The sequence below is a fragment of the Iodobacter violaceini genome (genome assembly GCF_011601265.1).
GTDB classification, from domain to species: domain Bacteria; phylum Pseudomonadota; class Gammaproteobacteria; order Burkholderiales; family Chitinibacteraceae; genus Iodobacter; species Iodobacter violaceini.
Genome location: NZ_JAAOLX010000002.1, coordinates 1 through 15,310 on the forward strand (window position 1 = coordinate 1; position 15,310 = coordinate 15,310).

The window sequence follows — 15,310 nt, forward strand, 5'->3', positions numbered from 1 at the left end:
GCAATGATGTCCATGGATAACACCCCAGGTTTCTCCGGCGAAATACCGGATGGTTACACAACCGGGGTGGAAACTATTGGACGCTGTTTACCCCGGGAACCTGGAAAGTTTTGCACGCTGATTTACACACAAAGGCTAAAGATGAGAAAGCCCCCTGTTCCGAATAGCAAACGATGACTTTGTGTTGGAACAGGGGGCTTTTAAATATTACTTAGCGCTGCAGCTGCCTAGCAGCGTCCATACATTGCTGTAAACATCAGGACGTGCGGCATTTGACCACCAGCTTGCCTGATACTTATTGCCCATAAAGCTGACCATATCCATGACTTTATAGGTAACGCTTGCGCTCCACGCCGTAATATTGCCGCAGCCGCTGTCACCGCCTATTTTGACTAATTGCGACATGCTGTTACTTTGTCCTGCCGTATCGGTTACGGTGAGGCTGACATTGTAAGTGCCTGCGCTGGCATAGCTGTGGTTTGGAGACTGCTGCGTTGAGCTTGAATTGTCACCAAAGCTCCATGCCCAATTGCTGATGCCTTTGTCGTCAGATGATGTGTCTTTAAAGCTGGCATTCATACCGACAATATTGCTGCTGAACGAGGCAACAGGTTTTTGATCGCCACCTCCGGTCTCATCGGGAGTAATGCCGGTTTTTTGTGCAATCCACGGCAGATAGCTGGAGGTACGGGTGAATGCCGTGGCGCCGACGCATGAATTGCCCCAGCTAACAATGCCGATGCTATAGAAATTGCCGTTTTGGGCCGCAACAAATGGCCCGCCACTATCACCATTGCAGGCCGAAACACCTCCCGCACCCCCGCCGCAAATCACCGATGCGGGCAGGTTAAAATTCAGCTCGCTGCTACAGACCTGATTGCTTAATACCGGTAAATTCACTTCACGCAGCACATCACTCGGGCTGCCTTGATTTCTTGTCAGGCCCCAGCCTGATACGGTCACGCTTTTACCAATACCAGCAATTTGGTTTTCAATGGCAACGGTAGGTAGTTTGGCTGGTTTAATGCTTGCACTGGCAGGGCTTGCAAGTTTTAGCACTGTAATATCCCAGCCTGAACGTATCCCCTGTGCGCCACTCCAGTTTTCATGGGTAATGATTTGGCTGACTCGAATATTTTGCCCGTCATGACGGCTCATGCTGTGAGCGCCCACCTGTACCGTCAGTGAGCTGGTCGATGCGCCATCCACGCAATGGGCTGCTGTTAAAACCCAGTTGGGGCTGATTAAGGTGCCACCGCAGCCCTGGCGGCCATTCATGAGTAAGGCAACCTGGTAAGGCCTGGAATTAGGTGTTGTTTCAATCCCCCCTACAATGGTGGGTTTGACGGGCGTGCTGTTGGCAGCCATGCTGGTGAATGGCAGTACACATAATGTGCTGAGAACGCTTACAGCTAATCTGAAGTGTTTTTTCATGGTTGTCTCTTCTTTGGTTTTATAAGAGGAAAGGTATAAGCAGGCGCAGGCCTGTTCTACCCCATTTACTGCACCCTCGTTGAGGGGTACTGCATCGTGGCCAACGATGCATGTACTCGTTTAGTGCTCAATACAAATCAGAGGCAAAGCCGTGCCCTGCTTGGCATGTAATAAGCAAGCTTGAAAGGTAATTGAAAGAATTTTTATTTTTATGTCAGACCATTTAAATATGTCAATGGTATTGACCGATGCTCGCCTTACTATAGAAAACATAAAGAAATTGTCAAATAAATGGCGGTTAAAGCATGAAAATCAGATTTTTTCAGCTTAAAAGCTATTTATTCATTTTGCTTTATTGGCTTTTTTGCCAGCGGACAGGCATTAAATGCCATGTGGCCACGGGAAGGTGTATTGATGGTGCGCAGCCATAAACTAAACGAGAAAAGGCCGCAGGAGGGGGGCTTTCAGTTTGCTTTTGTTAAAGACAAAATAAACTGAGCCAGCGAGGATGCTGGTTCGGCATATGCAGGTAGATTGAAGGGGCAATTTTGTGTATGAAACGCTTGATGCTTTCTATCTTGAGCAAGGATTAAATAGCGTGTACACAGCGGCACAATGTCTTGCCATTGCTCTGTTTGAAGTTGGGCTAGTTTCAGCAAATCTGCTTTGGGTGAAGGTTTGCCGTCAGGGAAAATGATTTTCCAGCTTTCCAGAAGCGGCTTCATCAGGATGAGTTGCAATAAGGCTAAGAAACTGGCTGCACCGGGGCCGCCAGCGTGCAGCCAGCTGTTGCGGCCAGCTGGGGCCAGTGCGTCAAGCAGCGGCGCAGCAAGGCTCAGTGCCTGATGCGTGCCGCCCGCTGCCAGCATCCAGCCAAATTGCGCTGCGCATTGGGGCTCGCCGGTAAGGGCCAGATCGACATGCTGCCATTGCTGAGCCTGAGCCCATTGGGCACTCAGCAGATAATCATCCAGGCAGGTATGCCCCGCGCTGATTAATAATCCTCCCGGGGGCAGGGCAGGAATCTGGGTCTGCATATCCAAGGGGAGCAGCATCAGTTGCGAAAGCTGAAGGGGATTAAGCCGGGATTGCAATGACTCTAAAATGGCCGCAGGGGCAAGAAACAGAACCGGGCCATTTAACAGAGTCATAGGGTTTATTGCTGGCAGTTGTTGATAAGTTGCTTCAGTGCATCGGGATTGATGATTTCAATCAGACGGTTTTGTACTTTAATTAAACCGTTTTCCTGGAACTTAGAAAGTGAGCGGCTGACTGTTTCCAGCTTGAGCCCCAGGTAGCTGCCGATTTCTTCACGCGTCATGCGTAAATGAAAGCTGCTGGCCGAATAGCCACGAATGGCAAAGCGCTGAGACAGGTTCAGCAGAAAGGCGGCAATACGTTCTTCTGCCTTCATATTGCCCAGTAAGAGCATTACGCCATGGTCACGAACAATTTCCCGGCTCATCAGCTTATAAAAGTGATGTTGCAAAATAGGGATACGGCGGCTTAATTCTTCCATATCGGTAAAGGGCAGCTCGCAAACTTCGCTGTCTTCCAGTGCAATGGCATCGCAAGTGTGCAGATCAGAGCTTACGGCATCCATGCCCATCAGCTCGCCAGTCATATGAAAGCCTGTAACCTGTTCGCGGCCGTCTTCTGAAATAACACTGGCTTTGAAAAAGCCAAGCCGGATAGCGAACAGTGAGCGGAAAGGTTCTCCGGCACGGTAGAGCGCTTCGCCCCGCTTAATGGGCTTGGCCTGGGTGATGAGGGTATCCAGTTCGCGCATTTCTTCCGCAGAAAGACCGATAGGCAGGCAAAGCTCACGCAAGCTGCAATTGACACAGCTTTGGCGAAGATGCTTAAGGCTGAGGTCACGTACTGGGATGTGAGGTGTCGTTGTCATGGGGCGTTTCAATTCGTGTTCTCGATATCACTTAGTATGCACGATTTCCCGTGCAGATTTTGATATCGATCAAGGTTATGAAAAATGAATCTGGGCAAGCTGCACCGATACGATAAAAGGATGAAACAGAATGCTCCAAGATAATGTTGCTGTATTACAGCCACTTGATTTTGATCGAAATTTAATTAGCCAACACAATGGGAAAGGCCCAAGGTATACATCCTACCCCACTGCGGATCGATTTGCTGCAATGGATGCACATACTTATGAGCAAAGTGTATTGCAACAACAGCCCGGCACCCGTATTAAGCCATTATCCTTGTATTTTCACCTGCCATTCTGCAATACCATTTGTTATTACTGCGCCTGTAACAAAGTCATTACCAAGGATCAGAGCAAAGCAGACCAATATCTTAATTATCTCCTTAAAGAGGTAAAATTACAGTCGGCATTATTAACAAAGCGTGGCACAGTTTCTCAGTTGCATTTTGGCGGTGGTACACCTACTTTTTTGACTAATGATCAATTAAGCAGACTGATGGATGGGATTCGTACCCATTTTGATTTAAAGCCTGATGGCGAGTTTTCGATTGAAATTGATCCGCGCAAGGTCAGTGCCGCAACAGTGGCGCATTTAGGCGCGATTGGTTTTAACCGGATGAGTGTGGGTATTCAGGATTTTAATCCGGAAGTTCAGCAGGCGGTTAACCGCGTGCAAAGTGAAGAAGAAACACGCATCGTCATCGATGCAGCAAGAGCAAATGGCTTTAAATCAGTCAGCATTGATCTGATCTATGGTTTGCCGCACCAAAGTCAGGCCAGTATGTATCACACCATCGAAAAAGTGATTACTTTGCGCCCCGACCGGCTGGCATTATACAGCTACGCTCATTTACCTGAGCGATTTATGCCGCAAAGACGCATTGATGCTGGGCATTTACCCACTACAGAGGGTAAACTCGACATCTTACAAAGTAGTGTGAATCAGTTACTTGCGGCCGGTTATGTTTATATCGGTATGGATCATTTTTCCTTGCCGGATGATGCTTTGGCTATTGCCCAAAGGCGTGGTCAATTACACCGTAATTTCCAGGGTTATTCTACCCATGCAGATTGCGATTTGATGGCTTTTGGGGTGTCTGCAATTGGCAAAGTGGCCAATTGTTTTGCTCAGAACGTAAAAGATTTAGACGCTTACTATCAGGCTTTAGATGCAGATCGCCTGCCTGTTGAGCGGGGCTTATTAATTAATCATGATGATTTTTTGCGTGGCTCAGTGATTCAGTCACTGATGTGTCAGTTTGAGCTTAGTTTTCAGCCTGTTGAATTGTCTTATTTGATTGATTTTAATAGTTATTTTGCAGAAGAATTGAAACTGCTTGCGCCATATGAGCTGGATGGTTTACTTGTGTTGAAAAATGATTCAATCACAATCACAGCCAAGGGGCGTTTCCTCGTTCGTTCTATTGCGATGGTTTTTGACCGGTATTTACGCCATGCCGCACCAGCGGGGCGCTATTCAAAGTTGATATAAATGAATGCTTGAATTTGATCTTTTCGCATTGTTTCTTGCCGGCCTCTTAGGGGGCGGGCATTGTGCAGGAATGTGCGGCGGCGTGGTCGCCGCTTTTAGTTTGCAGCTTCCAAATGGCCCCCGCTGGCATTATCACCTTGGTTTCAATTTCGGGCGCTTGCTCGGTTATTGCCTGATTGGTATGCTTGCGGGCTTGCTGGGTTCCTTGTCAGCATTGCTTTCACTGCAAGGCGTTAAAGGGGGCCTGTATATCTTTGCCAATTTACTGCTGGTTTTATTAGGCAGTTATATGGCTGGGTGGTCTTCATTAATTATGTTTCTGGAAAAAGCAGGGCGCCCTTTATGGGGTAAAATTCAGCCGTATATGCGGTTGTTTTTACCCATTAAGCGCTGGCCGGATACCCTGATTGTTGGCGCACTTTGGGGATGGCTTCCCTGTGGCCTCGTCTATACCGCATCATTAAATGCTCTGGCAAGTGCCAGCCCGTGGCACGGTGCTTTAATTATGTTGTCTTTTGGTTTGGGTACACTCCCTAATTTATTATTGATGTCTGCGTTTTCTGAGCAGCTTAGGTATTTATTTAAAAACAAATATTTACGCTGGCTGATTGGGGGTAGCCTGATGGCTTTGGGGACATACAGATTGATTCAGTATATTTTTTAAGCAAAAAGACGGAGTTTCATTCTCTTTGCGTGCATGAAAAAAATCAAAGTAACTGATATTTATATAAATAATAATATTTATTGCGTTTTAGTGTAGTGCCTGTTTATAAAAAAGGATTTTCTAAAATAATGCCTACCCCCATTTTGGTTGTTGATGATTCTGCTATGGCCAGAAAAATGCTGATCAGAGCATTGCCTGTTAATTGGGATGTTGAAATTACACATGCATGCAATGGTATCGAAGCACTGGCTGCTTATCGCGCGGGCAAAGCAGATGTAATGTTTTTAGATTTAACCATGCCGCTTCTGGATGGTTATTCTGTACTTGAGACCATGCAAAAAGAGGGGCTGAATAGCTATGTAGTGGTTGTTTCGGCAGATATTCAGCCTCTGGCACGTGAGCGTGTACGACAATTGGGGGCTGCGGCCTTTGTTCAAAAACCAGTGAAAGCTTCTGATATTGAGATTATTTTGCGCGAATATGGAATCGCTTTATGAATGAAGAATTGTTTTTGACTGAAGAGCAAACGGATGCATTGCAAGAGATTACTAATATTGCAATGGGCCGTGCAGGTGCGCAGCTGGCTCAGATTTTAGATACCTTTATTAAGCTGTCCGTTCCCCGTATTAATATTATTCAATCCTCTTCTGTATCCCGCAATATTTTGAATATGATTGGCTCTAAAAGTGCCGCTACTGCAATTCGCCAATCATTTAACGGCTCTTTATCGGGCGAAGCCATGGTGGTTTATGACCAGCATGGGTGCAGAAATCTTGCTGACCTGATGGGCTACGATGGCGTGATTGACCGCACTTCTGAGCGCGAGCTGCTATTGGACGTGGGCAATGTTTTAGTGGGCGCTTGTTTAAACGGGGTGGCTGATTTATTAGGTGCATCGCTGGTTTATTCCGCGCCTACCATTATGGCCGAAAATGTTGAAGTCGATAAGCTGATCAATATTAAGCAAATAACCTGGAATTACGCCCTGCTTGTAGAGGTTCATTTTACTTTAGAGATTCGTGATTTCACCTGCCATTTGCTCACTCTTATGCCGGAAGAATCAATTTTACGATTGCAGCTGGCGATTGATGCGTTTATGGAAAAGATCTGATGCAACAAAGACTTTGTGATTTTATTGTGAATGAAGTGGGTGTTGGTGTTTTTTCACTTGATAAAAACCATCATATTTTACTGTGGAATCGTTTTATGGCTCAGCATAGCGGCATCAGTGCAGAGCAGGCAATTGGGGCCAATTTATTTGAATTATTCCCCGAATTGCCTCAAAAATGGCTGAGTAAAAAAATTGAAAGTGTTTTTGTGCTGAAGAATTTCGCTTTTACTTCTTGGGAGCAAAGGCCTTATTTATTTAAGTTTTCACATAATCGCCCCATTACCGGCGGTATGGATTTTATGCAACAAAACACCACGTTTATGCCGGTGCGCAATGAATCTGGTGAAGTGGATGCGGTGACGGTGAATCTGTTTGATGTTACCGATAATGCGATTGCACAAAATCTATTGCAGGAAGCGATGGGAAAACTGGAAGAGTTTTCTAATCGTGATGGTTTAACCGGTATCTATAACCGCCGTTATCTGGATATGCGCTTCACTCAGGAGCTGGAGCGGATGTCTCGTTATCAGGCGGCGTTTTTTACGGTGATTCTGTTTGACCTTGATCGCTTTAAGCAAGTGAATGATCAGTACGGGCATATTGCAGGTGATGAAGTGCTGAGGGTGGTTGCCTCACGCGTGCTGACTACTTTGCGTGATACTGATGTGTTTGGCCGCTATGGTGGTGAGGAGTTTTTACTTTTGCTGCCTCAGACTGATTTGACCGGAGCAGAAATCGCTGCAGAGCGCATTCGTGAAATCTTATGCTCATCTCCGGTACAGGTTGGGGAAACCAATATTCAAATTTCTGCCAGCTTGGGGTTATCTGCTTGTCATTCTGGCTGCAGCAATCCGCACAGCGTGATTGAAGAGGCTGATTTGGCACTTTATGCATCCAAGCAAAACGGACGTAATCGCGTAACGGTTTTCTCTGCGGATTTGCGTGAATCCTGATTCTCAACCCGTATTAAACGGAGCCCTTAGGGGCTCTTTTTTTTGGGCCTTTTTTGCAGAAATAATGTGCAACTTAAATTTATCAGCAATGTGCACGTAATTTTTTGAAATAATCAACTTTACTATGTCTATAAAGAGTGCAGAGGTGCAGCAATCGCCGCGCCACTCGAATGACATACACGGTGAGGAGAGGCGTCATGGATGTCTTTAATAATTTTGCTGCACGTTATGAGCGCACACGCGAAGAAGAAATGTCTCTGCGGGACTATCTTGAGTTGTGCAAACATGATCAGGTTGCTTATGCCACTGCGGCAGAACGCATGCTGATGGCGATTGGTGAGCCTGAATTAATTGATACCCGGCTGGATTCAAGCTTGTCGCGTATTTTCCAGAATAAAGTGATCCGTATCTATCCGGCCTTTCGTGAGTTTTATGGCATGGAAGAAGTGATTGAGCAGGTCGTTGCTTATTTCCGCCATGCTGCTCAGGGGCTTGAAGAAAAGAAACAAATTTTATATTTACTGGGGCCGGTGGGTGGCGGGAAAAGCTCTATTGCCGAAAAACTAAAAGAATTAATGGAGTGTGTTCCTTTTTATTGCATTAAAGGCTCACCAGTGAATGAATCTCCTTTGGGCTTGTTTAATGCCGAAGAAGATGGTGCTTTATTGCAGGAGCAATTTGGAATTGAAGGGCGCTATTTAAAAACCATTCCAAGCCCCTGGGCCGTTAAGCGGCTTCATGAATTTAATGGTGATATCAACCAGTTCAGAGTGGTTAAGCGCCACCCTTCTGTATTGCGTCAGGTGGCGATTGCTAAAACTGAGCCTGGCGATGAAAACAATCAGGATATCTCTGCGCTGGTGGGTAAAGTTGATATTCGTAAATTAGAAAAATATGCGCAGGATGACCCGGATGCCTATAGCTATTCCGGCGGGCTTTGCCTTGCCAATCAGGGCTTGCTTGAATTCGTAGAAATGTTTAAAGCACCCATTAAAGTATTACACCCTTTACTGACGGCAACACAGGAAGGTAATTTCAAGGGTACTGAGGGTTTTGGTGCAATTCCTTTTGATGGCGTTGTACTTGCGCACTCAAATGAATCGGAATGGAAGCAATTTAAAAACAATAAGAATAACGAAGCGTTTTTAGACCGTATTTATATTGTAAAAGTGCCTTACTGCCTGAGGGTTAGTGAGGAAGTGAAAATTTATGAGAAATTGGTGCTTAATTCCTCTCTGTCAAAAGCACCATGCGCACCTGGCACTTTAAAAATGATGGCGCAGTTTGCCATTTTATCCCGGCTGCGTGAGCCGGAAAATTCCAGCATTTTTTCAAAAATGCTGGTTTACGATGGTGAAAATTTAAAAGATGTTGATCCAAAGGCAAAATCGATTCAGGAATATCGTGATTTTGCTGGCGTTGATGAGGGTATGAATGGGTTGTCTACCCGGTTTGCTTTTAAAATTTTATCAAAAGTTTTTAATTTTGATCATGCCGAAGTGGCGGCAAATCCGGTTCATTTACTGTATTTGCTGGAGCAGCAGGTAGAGCGTGAGCAGTTTTCTGCCGAGCTTGAGCAAAAATATATCTCATATATCAAAGAATTTATGGCTTTGAAATATGTTGATTTTATTGGTAAGGAAATTCAAACCGCTTACCTTGAAAGCTATTCGGAATACGGTCAGAACATTTTTGACCGCTATGTCACGCTGGCTGATTACTGGATTCAGGATCAGGAGTATCGCGATGCTGATACAGGCGAATCATTTGACCGCACCAGTTTAAATAATGAGCTGGAAAAAATTGAAAAACCGGCAGGCATTTCTAATCCAAAAGATTTCAGAAATGAAATTGTCAATTTTGTATTACGCGCCCGTGCTAACAATGGCGGCAATAATCCTGCATGGACTTCTTATGAAAAATTGCGCTCTGTAATAGAGAAAAAAATGTTCTCTAATACCGAAGAATTGTTGCCGGTGATTTCATTTAATGCCAAAGCAAGCCATGACGATGCGCGTAAACATGAAGATTTTGTAAACAGAATGGTCAGTAAGGGCTATACGCCCAAGCAGGTCAGACTGTTATGCGAATGGTATTTAAGAGTGCGTAAATCATCGTAATCCAGTGAGGGGGAGGAGTGGTATCGAGGGTGGCTCGGGATCGCTCCTTGCGTCTCACTCCTCACTGGAGTTGCAAAATGATCCATATGATTGATCGGCGTTTGAATGGTAAAAATAAGTCGGCGATAAATCGGGAGCGATTTCTTCGTCGTTTTAAGGGGCAAATTAAAGAGGCGGTGACACGTGCCGTAAATGGCAGATCAATTACCGATATAGAGCGTGGTGAAAAAGTATCTATTCCGGTCAAAGATATTAATGAGCCGGGTTTTGCCCATGCCCCAGGTGGTATTTGGGAGCGCGTCTTTCCCGGTAATGATCGTTATAGCCGGGGAGATGAAATCGATCGTCCTGATGGCGGCGGGGGCAGCGGGGGTAATGGCGGCGCCGGGAATGGCGGCGATGGCGAGGATGACTTTGTTTTTGAATTAAGCAAAGAAGAGTTTTTAGAATTTTTCTTTGATGATCTTGAATTGCCCAATTTAGTTAAAACGCAATTAAAACAAAGCATGGTGATGAAGCCCGTCAGGGCCGGGTTTACCTCTGATGGTACGCCCACCAATATCCATGTATTGCGCAGCTTGCGTGCGGCATTAGGGCGGCGCATTGCTTTATCTGCAGGCCCGCTGGAGGAGCTTAATACCCTGCAGGAGCAACTGGATGAATTGCTTGAAACGCAAGGGGAGCGCTCGCAGGAAGTGCAAACCCTGCAGGCTATTATTCGTGAATTAAAAGCAAAATTGGTTTGCATTCCCTACATTGATCCGTTTGATCTGAAATATACCAATCGTGTTCGGGTGCCTAAGCCAACAACCCAGGCGGTGATGTTTTGTGTAATGGATGTTTCCGGCTCGATGGATGAGGCAAAGAAAGATATTGCAAAGCGATTCTTTATTTTGCTTTATTTATTTCTTGTGCGCGCATATGAAAAAATTGAGGTGGTCTTTATACGGCACCATACTCAGGCTACCGAAGTCAATGAGCACGATTTTTTTCATGCAAGGGATACGGGGGGGACCGTTGTTTCATCGGCAATCAAGCTCACCAAGAAAATAATTGATGAACGCTACCCGGATGCCGATTGGAATATTTATGTGGCACAAGCCAGTGATGGGGATAACTGGGATTCCGATTCGCCTCAGTGCCGGCAATTATTAAGCGCCGAAATTATGCCGCTGCTGCAATATTATGCTTATGTGGAAATCACCGAGGGGGAACCGCAAAATCTTTGGTTTGAATATGAAAAAGTGGCCGAACAGCATGCTCACTTTACGATGCGGCGCATTCGTAATCCCGCAGAAATTTGGCCGATATTTAAGGAGCTGTTTAAAAAAGTGAGCGCAAGGGGGGGGGCATGAGCACAAATACACGCCAAAAAAAATCGCGCGCAAAAAAGCTTTTATCAACGGGCTCGGAATGGTCATTTGATTTGATTGATGATTATTATCGGGAAATTGCGCGCGTAGCAAAGCAGTTTGGCCTCGATACATATCCTAATCAATTGGAGGTGATTTCAGCCGAACAAATGATGGATGCCTATGCCTCAGTAGGTATGCCGGTAATGTATAACCATTGGAGTTATGGCAAGCATTTTTTGTCAACGCAAAAATCGTATCAGCGCGGGGCAATGGGGCTTGCCTATGAGATTGTGATTAACTCCAGCCCTTGTATTGCCTATTTGATGGAAGAAAACACCATGACCATGCAGGCGTTAGTTATTGCGCATGCAGCCTTTGGCCATAATTCTTTTTTTAAGGGTAATTATTTATTCAGAAGCTGGACGGATGCAACTGCCATTATTGATTACCTGGTCTTTGCGAAAAATTATATTGCTCAGTGTGAGCAAAGATATGGAGAAGATAAGGTAGAAGAGTTACTTGATTCTTGCCATGCGCTGATGAATTATGGTGTTGATCGCTATAAGCGGCCGCAAAAATTATCACTCTCTTTAGAATTGGCTAAGCAATCAGAGCGGGAGAATTATCAGCAATCGCAAATAAATGAATTATGGCGAACTATTCCTAAGCGTACAGAGGAAGAGAAAGCACATGAGGAAAGCCGTTTTCCTTCTGAGCCGCAAGAAAATTTACTGTATTTTATTGAGAAATACGCGCCTTTATTAGCGCCGTGGCAAAGAGAAATTGTGCGGATTATTCGCAAAATTGCTCAATATTTTTATCCGCAGCGGCAAACCCAGGTGATGAATGAGGGGTGGGCAACATTCTGGCATTACACATTGTTAAATCAATTGTATGACGAAGGCCTGGTTGATGATGCTTTTATGCTGGAGTTTTTGCACAGCCACACCAATGTGGTATTTCAGCAGCCTGTAACCAGCAAATGGTTTAACGGGATTAATCCTTATGCCCTGGGTTTTGCTATGTTTCGTGATCTGCGGCGGATTTGTGAGGAGCCTACCGAGGAAGATAAAGCTTGGTTTCCGGATTTGGTGAATACAGACTGGAAAAAAACACTGGATTTTGCAATGCGTAACTTTAAGGATGAAAGTTTTATTTTGCAGTATCTTTCGCCTAAATTAATGCGTGAATTCCGCTTGTTCGCTATTTTGGATGATGACTATTTGCCTAAATTAAAAGTGGCGGCCATTCATGATGATGCAGGCTACCTGGATATCAGGCAAAAGCTGGCTGATCAGTATAATTTAGCGGGGCGTGAGCCTAATATTCAGGTGTATGAGGCTAATACCCAAGGGGATCGTTCATTAACTTTAAGGCATTACCAATATCAGCGCAGGCCTTTAGGAAATAGTGTGCATGAGGTGCTGAAGCATATTTCACGGCTGTGGGGGTTTTCGGTAAAGCTGGAGAGTGTTGATGAAAAGGGAAGGGTTTTGCTTAGTTACGAATGTAAGCTTGAGAAAAGAGGCAATTGATATAAAAAAACGGCAATCAGAAGATTGCCGTTTTCATATGTGAAGCTATTAATTAATCGTAAAGATTAGTTAATACCAACAACAGTTACTTTCACTGCAGCAACGATTTCGTGGTGCAGAGCAAGTTCAACTTCGTATTCGCCGATTTGCTTGAAAGGACCATCAGGCAGACGAACTTCAGATTTAGCCACTTCAAAGCCAGCAGCAACGAATGCTTCGGCGATGTCTTGTGTGCTAACTGAACCGAACAGGCGGCCATCAACACCAGCTTTTTGTTCGATTGTTACTGCAGAGCCTTCCAGCTTAGCAGCGCGAGCTGTAGCAGCAGCAATGATTTCAGCCTGACGTGCTTCGAGCTCTACACGACGAGCTTCGAATTGTGCCAGGTTAGCTGCAGTTGCGCGCTTTGCTTTACCTTGTGGTACCAAGAAGTTACGTGCGTAACCATCTTTAACGGTAACAACATCACCAAGACCACCTAAGTTTGCTACTTTTTCGAGCAGAATGATTTGCATTTTTATTCTTCTCTCTTAGTGTTGGTCGGTGTATGGCAGAAGCGCAAGCAGACGAGCTACTTTGATTGCTTCAGACAGCTGGCGTTGGAACTTAGCTTTAGTACCAGTGATACGAGCTGGGATAATCTTACCGTTTTCAGAGATAAAGTCTTTTAACAGAGCAATATCTTTGTAATCCACGTGGGCAATGCCTTCGGCGGTAAAGCGGCAGAATTTTTTCCGCTTGAACAGATGACGCGACATGATAAACCTCAATTCAACAATTCAAATTCTTCGAGATGCAACACAAGCTCATGGCGGTAACGATTACTTTTTGCGGCAATAAAACCTTTGCTGGCAAGTCTTTGTCCGATTTGAATCGGAGCAAGTCTTGCTGCAATGTCACCGAGTGCCATCATGGCCACTTCACACTCCACCTTGCGGTGTTTACCTGCTTCGGTCTGTTCTGAAAGGTGAGTGATCACAATTTCTAAAACAGGGGTCCCCGCAGGGGTGTAACGTATATCGCTTCGTTTTATAACGGTACCGTCAATAAGTACCCGGTTGCGTTTGTCCAATTTAGTAGTCCATAGCAAGCAGGGCGAAAGTTTCGCAGTGCTTACTGTTTACCTTAGGCAGCAGGAACGCCTTCGGCGGCTGGTGTCAGGGACTTGGACTTCTCTTCCTTCATCATTGGGGAAGCTTCAACAACAGCATGTTCTGTGCGCAGAGTGATGTGGCGCAGAACGGCGTCATTGAATTTGAAGGCGTGTTCTAGTTCATCCAAAATCAATTGGCTGATTTCGACGTTCATCATGACGTAGTGAGCTTTGTGGATCTTTTGGATCGGGTAAGCTAACTGACGACGGCCCCAGTCTTCAAGGCGGTGAATAGCACCACCACCGTTTGTGATCAGGGTCTTGTAGCGATCAATCATCGCTGGAACCTGTTCGCTTTGATCCGGATGCACGATAAATACGATTTCGTAATGTCGCATGACATCTCCTTATGGATGTTAAGCCTGCCGCGTGCGACTACGGTCAGGCAAGGGTTGTTAAGAGGGGCGGATCATACCGGAGAATTGATCCGGACTCAAGGGATATAAAACGCGGGTAATTAACGTTCGATCTGATCAATCTTGCCGCTGACCGCAGCCCATGTTTCGTGATCAGGAAGCGGATCTTTCTTTTCTACAATGGCATGCCAGATTTTAGACATTTCAGCGTTGAGTTCAATGTAGTCCTGCATGTCGGCCGGAACGTCGTCTTCTGCATAAATCGCTTCAACGGGGCATTCGGCTACGCAGAGTGTGCAATCGATACATTCATCAGGATCAATCACTAAAAAATTTGGCCCTTCACGAAAACAGTCTACCGGGCATACATCGACGCAATCCGTGTATTTGCATTTCACACAGGCGTCGGTCACTACGTACGTCATGATTGAATCCTTATATATATTGGGCACTGGTCCTTGAGCCGCACAAAATTTGGGCAGATCGTCCCTGATTTTAGCAGAGCCCCGTGCTTTAGAAGCAATAAGCTGGTTATTTATAAATAATTAGTGGTGATAATCAGCAGGGCGTGTTTGTGATTTGTGCTGCGCTGGCACCACACATGCGGGCCGGTCTATTCTGCTATTGGGGATGGGTTTTATCTGTGATTTTATGTTAAGTGGATAGTGGCAGCGGGGTGTTTTTCATTAATAGGGATGATTTAATTGATTTGTCTGTTGTCGTTTCCGCTCGGGTATTCACCTTATTGTTGCACCAGGGCTTGAATGAGGATTTTGGTGTAATAGCAATGGGCGTTATAATTGCCCGGCTCAGATATTTTGTGTTTACCCCCGCCGGCTAATGGATTGATTTTTTTTATCCTGACTTTGGAATTATAAATTTCTGAGGTGACTTTGATTAAATCGGGGTCGGCAAAGTTGGCTTAAGTAAAATCAATGACTTAAGGGCGGATTGTCCGGGGTTTTATGATTTTTTACATGCAGCACCAGGAGGAAAACGTGGCATTTAAGTTGAATTTTTGATTTGTGTAGATAACTATTGGAATAGTGCTATATTATTTGCTATATGATTTAAGTGTATTTTTTATTAGCAAATTGATGTATTGCCAGTTTTGCTCTCCTGTTTTTTTGCAGACTTTCTGTCCTGACCGGATATTGAGATGCCACAAAAAAAAGCAGATTTGCCAGCG

At 45.2% G+C, this 15,310-nt stretch carries 16 protein-coding genes; 8 read left to right on the forward strand and 8 right to left on the reverse strand.

Features of this window, described 5'->3' with window-relative positions; genetic code table 11:
- Positions 1-207: 207 nt before the first annotated feature.
- The 3 genes from HA050_RS03455 to fnr form a co-directional block, all read right to left on the reverse strand.
- The gene (locus HA050_RS03455) at positions 208-1,434 is read right to left on the reverse strand and encodes a trypsin-like serine protease (RefSeq protein WP_205836280.1); all 1,227 of its coding nucleotides are present in this window, start codon (positions 1,432-1,434) and stop codon (positions 208-210) included.
- A gap of 464 nt (positions 1,435-1,898) precedes the next feature.
- Positions 1,899-2,585 (reverse strand): hypothetical protein, encoded by a 687-nt coding sequence (locus HA050_RS03460; protein ID WP_166822132.1) that lies wholly within the window; start codon positions 2,583-2,585, stop codon positions 1,899-1,901.
- Between the two features lie 5 nt (positions 2,586-2,590).
- Positions 2,591-3,340 carry a fumarate/nitrate reduction transcriptional regulator Fnr gene (fnr, locus tag HA050_RS03465; protein ID WP_166822135.1) on the reverse strand — a complete coding sequence of 250 codons (750 nt, stop codon included), beginning with the start codon at positions 3,338-3,340 and terminating at the stop codon, positions 2,591-2,593.
- 130 nt (positions 3,341-3,470) lie between these two features.
- Here fnr and hemN point away from each other — a divergent pair, with 130 nt between their 5' ends.
- The 8 genes from hemN (at position 3,471) to HA050_RS03505 (ending at position 12,612) form a co-directional block, all read left to right on the forward strand.
- Positions 3,471-4,874, forward strand: a complete 1,404-nt coding sequence (gene hemN / locus HA050_RS03470; protein WP_166822137.1) for an oxygen-independent coproporphyrinogen III oxidase — start codon at positions 3,471-3,473, stop codon at positions 4,872-4,874.
- 4 nt (positions 4,875-4,878) lie between these two features.
- The gene (locus HA050_RS03475; RefSeq protein WP_166822140.1) at positions 4,879-5,538 is read left to right on the forward strand and encodes a sulfite exporter TauE/SafE family protein; all 660 of its coding nucleotides are present in this window, start codon (positions 4,879-4,881) and stop codon (positions 5,536-5,538) included.
- Between the two features lie 128 nt (positions 5,539-5,666).
- Positions 5,667-6,035 carry a response regulator gene (locus HA050_RS03480; RefSeq protein ID WP_099398764.1) on the forward strand — a complete coding sequence of 123 codons (369 nt, stop codon included), beginning with the start codon at positions 5,667-5,669 and terminating at the stop codon, positions 6,033-6,035.
- Entirely contained in the window at positions 6,032-6,649 is a 618-nt protein-coding gene (locus HA050_RS03485) for a chemotaxis protein CheC (RefSeq protein WP_166822143.1), read from the forward strand. Before HA050_RS03480 ends, HA050_RS03485 begins: the two co-directional genes overlap by 4 nt.
- Positions 6,649-7,602 carry a GGDEF domain-containing protein gene (locus tag HA050_RS03490; protein WP_166822146.1) on the forward strand — a complete coding sequence of 318 codons (954 nt, stop codon included), beginning with the start codon at positions 6,649-6,651 and terminating at the stop codon, positions 7,600-7,602. Before HA050_RS03485 ends, HA050_RS03490 begins: the two co-directional genes overlap by 1 nt.
- 197 nt (positions 7,603-7,799) lie before the next feature.
- On the forward strand, positions 7,800-9,722 hold the full coding sequence (locus HA050_RS03495) for a PrkA family serine protein kinase (protein WP_099399448.1): 1,923 nt from the start codon (positions 7,800-7,802) through the stop codon (positions 9,720-9,722).
- 77 nt (positions 9,723-9,799) lie between these two features.
- Positions 9,800-11,077, forward strand: coding sequence for a YeaH/YhbH family protein (locus HA050_RS03500; RefSeq protein ID WP_166822149.1), 1,278 nt, complete (start codon positions 9,800-9,802; stop codon positions 11,075-11,077).
- Positions 11,074-12,612 carry a SpoVR family protein gene (locus HA050_RS03505; RefSeq protein WP_099399450.1) on the forward strand — a complete coding sequence of 513 codons (1,539 nt, stop codon included), beginning with the start codon at positions 11,074-11,076 and terminating at the stop codon, positions 12,610-12,612. Before HA050_RS03500 ends, HA050_RS03505 begins: the two co-directional genes overlap by 4 nt.
- Positions 12,613-12,677: 65 nt before the next feature.
- Here the strand turns inward: HA050_RS03505 and rplI are convergent, their stop codons facing one another.
- From rplI to fdxA, 5 genes are all read right to left on the reverse strand, one after another.
- Positions 12,678-13,127: a 50S ribosomal protein L9 gene (gene rplI, locus HA050_RS03510; RefSeq protein ID WP_099399451.1), complete on the reverse strand. Its 450-nt coding sequence runs from the start codon at positions 13,125-13,127 to the stop codon at positions 12,678-12,680.
- 15 nt (positions 13,128-13,142) lie between these two features.
- Entirely contained in the window at positions 13,143-13,370 is a 228-nt protein-coding gene (gene rpsR, locus HA050_RS03515) for a 30S ribosomal protein S18 (RefSeq protein ID WP_046351876.1), read from the reverse strand.
- Positions 13,371-13,378: 8 nt separating this feature from the next.
- Positions 13,379-13,684: a primosomal replication protein N gene (gene priB / locus HA050_RS03520; RefSeq protein WP_166822152.1), complete on the reverse strand. Its 306-nt coding sequence runs from the start codon at positions 13,682-13,684 to the stop codon at positions 13,379-13,381.
- A gap of 53 nt (positions 13,685-13,737) precedes the next feature.
- Positions 13,738-14,103 (reverse strand): 30S ribosomal protein S6, encoded by a 366-nt coding sequence (rpsF, locus tag HA050_RS03525; protein WP_046351878.1) that lies wholly within the window; start codon positions 14,101-14,103, stop codon positions 13,738-13,740.
- Positions 14,104-14,222: 119 nt separating this feature from the next.
- The gene (gene fdxA, locus HA050_RS03530; RefSeq protein ID WP_115227322.1) at positions 14,223-14,546 is read right to left on the reverse strand and encodes a ferredoxin FdxA; all 324 of its coding nucleotides are present in this window, start codon (positions 14,544-14,546) and stop codon (positions 14,223-14,225) included.
- Between the last annotated feature and the right edge of the window lie 764 nt (positions 14,547-15,310).

Bases quoted from the DNA above. Each gene is read 5' to 3' on its own strand.
- rplI (WP_099399451.1), bottom strand. From the start codon at position 13,127: ATGCAAATCATTCTGCTCGAAAAAGTAGCAAACTTAGGTGGTCTTGGT.
- HA050_RS03500 (WP_166822149.1), top strand. From the start codon at position 9,800: ATGATCCATATGATTGATCGGCGTTTGAATGGTAAAAATAAGTCGGCG.
- HA050_RS03475 (WP_166822140.1), top strand. From the start codon at position 4,879: ATGCTTGAATTTGATCTTTTCGCATTGTTTCTTGCCGGCCTCTTAGGG.
- rpsR (WP_046351876.1), bottom strand. From the start codon at position 13,370: ATGTCGCGTCATCTGTTCAAGCGGAAAAAATTCTGCCGCTTTACCGCC.
- HA050_RS03480 (WP_099398764.1), top strand. From the start codon at position 5,667: ATGCCTACCCCCATTTTGGTTGTTGATGATTCTGCTATGGCCAGAAAA.
- HA050_RS03485 (WP_166822143.1), top strand. From the start codon at position 6,032: ATGAATGAAGAATTGTTTTTGACTGAAGAGCAAACGGATGCATTGCAA.
- HA050_RS03455 (WP_205836280.1), bottom strand. From the start codon at position 1,434: ATGAAAAAACACTTCAGATTAGCTGTAAGCGTTCTCAGCACATTATGT.
- HA050_RS03495 (WP_099399448.1), top strand. From the start codon at position 7,800: ATGGATGTCTTTAATAATTTTGCTGCACGTTATGAGCGCACACGCGAA.
- HA050_RS03505 (WP_099399450.1), top strand. From the start codon at position 11,074: ATGAGCACAAATACACGCCAAAAAAAATCGCGCGCAAAAAAGCTTTTA.
- fdxA (WP_115227322.1), bottom strand. From the start codon at position 14,546: ATGACGTACGTAGTGACCGACGCCTGTGTGAAATGCAAATACACGGAT.
- HA050_RS03460 (WP_166822132.1), bottom strand. From the start codon at position 2,585: ATGACTCTGTTAAATGGCCCGGTTCTGTTTCTTGCCCCTGCGGCCATT.
- fnr (WP_166822135.1), bottom strand. From the start codon at position 3,340: ATGACAACGACACCTCACATCCCAGTACGTGACCTCAGCCTTAAGCAT.
- HA050_RS03490 (WP_166822146.1), top strand. From the start codon at position 6,649: ATGCAACAAAGACTTTGTGATTTTATTGTGAATGAAGTGGGTGTTGGT.
- hemN (WP_166822137.1), top strand. From the start codon at position 3,471: ATGCTCCAAGATAATGTTGCTGTATTACAGCCACTTGATTTTGATCGA.
- rpsF (WP_046351878.1), bottom strand. From the start codon at position 14,103: ATGCGACATTACGAAATCGTATTTATCGTGCATCCGGATCAAAGCGAA.